This is a genomic window from Mycobacterium sp. (assembly GCF_032162105.1).
In the GTDB taxonomy this organism is placed as follows: Bacteria; Actinomycetota; Actinomycetes; order Mycobacteriales; family Mycobacteriaceae; genus Mycobacterium.
This window is the reverse complement of sequence record NZ_JAVRPS010000697.1, coordinates 1-2,525: the sequence shown is the minus strand read 5'-3', so window position 1 is coordinate 2,525 and position 2,525 is coordinate 1. Positions and strand designations below refer to the sequence as shown.

Annotated in this window: 2 protein-coding genes and 1 tRNA gene; 2 read left to right on the top strand and 1 reads right to left on the bottom strand. The window is 68.4% G+C overall.

From position 1 onward, the window contains the following. Nucleotides 1-245: 245 nt before the first annotated feature. Nucleotides 246-318: transfer RNA gene (locus QOC69_RS35245), tRNA-Arg, on the bottom strand. Between the two features lie 163 nt (nucleotides 319-481). Here QOC69_RS35245 and QOC69_RS35240 point away from each other — a divergent pair. Both QOC69_RS35240 and QOC69_RS35235 read left to right on the top strand, forming a co-directional pair. Further along, entirely contained in the window at nucleotides 482-1,966 is a 1,485-nt protein-coding gene (locus tag QOC69_RS35240; protein WP_526447351.1) for a wax ester/triacylglycerol synthase family O-acyltransferase, read from the top strand. Then, on the top strand, nucleotides 1,963-2,525 hold a 563-nt coding region (locus QOC69_RS35235), incomplete at its 3' end, for an HAD-IB family hydrolase (protein WP_526447349.1). The genes QOC69_RS35240 and QOC69_RS35235, both read left to right, overlap by 4 nt.

The following is a 2,525-nucleotide window of genomic DNA, read 5'->3' as shown; positions in this document are numbered from 1 at the left end:
ATCCGATTCCGGTGATGGCCGAGCCGCTGCGCCTCGAATGTGTCAGCGCCTCGAAACCAGACCCGCCACCCCCGGTCGGATTGAACGCACTTCCGGTCATTTGAGGAGCTCTGCTGTACCTCGAGTGAGATACGGATGTCTCATGACTCGGCTCCCCCTCGCCGCACGTACTGCGCCAGTACATAGTGGCACCAATGGAACGCGATGATCTCAAGATCACTCACAGCGCATTGGGGGAAGACCAGCGCCCCCGGCAGGACTCGAACCTGCGACCAACCGCTTAGAAGGCGGTTGCTCTATCCGCTGAGCTACGGGGGCAGCGCGTGGTGAGTGTATCTCCCGGCTATCTCTCAGCCTGCTCGGCAACGCCCGCACACGACCGTGGTGCGCCCGTACAACACCCGGTAATGCGACCCGCGGCTTCGGGCAGCGGACTAGCGTGGAGACGGCATTTTGGCGACCGGGAGGAGAGCGAAACGCAATGAGTGACGTGCCGGAGTTGGACGCGGCCGGACTTCCCGAGGAGCTGAGTGCGTTCGACCAGTTGATGCACCGCGGCGAGGCCAATCCGCGCACCCGTTCGGGGATCATGGGCGTCGAGTTGCTCGACAGCACGCCGGACTGGGACCGCTTCCGCGCCCGGTTCGACAACGCCTCCCGCAAGGTTTTGCGGCTGCGGCAGAAGGTGGTCATGCCGACGCTGCCGACGGTGGCGCCGCGCTGGGTGGTCGACCCGGACTTCAACCTCGACTTCCACGTCCGCCGGGTCCGGGTGCCCGCGCCGGGCACGCTGCGCGAGGTGTTGGACCTCGCCGAGGTCGCGCTGCAATCCCCGATGGACATCTCCCGCCCACTGTGGACGGCGACCCTCGTCGAGGGCCTCGCCGGCGGCCGCGCCGCCACCATGCTGCACCTCAGCCACGCGGTCACCGACGGCGTCGGCAGCGTCGAGATGTTCGCCAACATCTACGACCTCGAGCGTGATCCGGCGCCGCCGAAACAGGCGCCATTGCCGATCCCGCAGGACCTTTCGCCGAACGACCTCATGCGGCAGGGCATCAACCGGCTCCCCGGCTCCATCGCCAGCGGCATCCTCGGGGCGCTCGGGGGAGCGGCGCACGTGTTGAGCCGGGTGGTCCGCGACCCCGTCTCCGCCGTCGGCGGCGTGGTCGACTACGCGAAGTCCGGCGCCAGGGTGATGGGTCCGGTGGCCGAGTCGTCGCCACTGCTGCGGCGGCGCAGCCTGACGACGCGCAGCGAAGCGATCGACATCAAGCTCAGCGACCTGCACAAGGCGTCGAAGGCGGCCGGCGGCTCGATCAACGACGCCTACCTCGCCGGCCTGTGCGGGGCGCTGCGGCTCTACCACGACGCCAAGGGCATCCCCATCGACACCTTGCCGATGGCCGTGCCGGTCAACCTCCGCTCGGACGCCGATCCCGCGGGCGGCAACCGGTTCGTCGGAGTCAACATCGCGGCCCCGGTGGGCGTCGTCGACCCCACCACGCGCATCCAGAAGGTCCGTGCGCAGATGACCAGCAAGCGCGAGGAGCGGGCCATGGACATGGTCGGATCCATGGCGCCGGTGATCAGCCTGCTTCCCGACGCCATCCTCGAGAGCGTGGCCGGGTCGATCGTCAACTCCGACGTCCAGGCCAGCAACGTGCCCCTCTACCAGGGCGACACCTTCCTGGCCGGTGCGAAGATCCTGCGGCACTACGGAGTTGGGCCGCTGCCGGGCGTCGCGATGATGGCGGTGCTGATCTCGCGCGCCGGGTATTGCACCATCACCACCCGCTATGACAGGGCAGCCATCACCGACACCGCACTGTTCGCCCGCTGCCTTCTGGCCGGCTTCGACGAGGTGCTCGCCCTCGGCGGCGACGGACGGTCCGCTCCGGCGTCGTTCCCCCCGACCGCCAGCGAACCGTCCTCCGTCACGTCCAATGGGAGTGCCGCGCAATGAGTTCGCAGAATGGACAGCCCGCCGGTCGCGGCGGCAAGCGCACCGCCCGTCTCCCCGGCTCGGTCGCCGAGATCGAAGCCAGCCCGCCGGGACCGGAGGTCGGCGCGTTCTTCGATCTGGACGGCACCCTGGTCGCCGGGTTCACCGGCGTCCTCATGACGCAAGATCGGTTGCGCCGCGGGCAGATGAGCATCGGCGAGTTCATCGGCATGGTGCAGGCCGGACTGAACCACCAGCTGGGCCGCTCCGAGTTCGAGGACCTGATCGGCAAGGGCGCCCGCATGCTGCACGGCAACTCGCTCAGCGATCTCGACGAACTCGGCGAGCGCCTGTTCGTCCAGCACGTCCAGAGCCGCATCTACCCCGAGATGCGCGCCATGGTGCGCGCCCACATGGCCCGCGGTCACACCGTCGTCCTCAGTTCGTCGGCGCTGACCGTCCAGGTCGAGCCGGTGGCACGGTTCCTGGGCATCGACAACGTGCTGTCCAACAAGTTCGAGACCGACGACGACGGCTTGATCACCGGAGAGGTGGTCAGGCCGATCCTCTGGGGGCCGGG

Bases quoted from the DNA above. Each gene is read 5' to 3' on its own strand.
- QOC69_RS35240 (WP_526447351.1), top strand. From the start codon at position 482: ATGAGTGACGTGCCGGAGTTGGACGCGGCCGGACTTCCCGAGGAGCTG.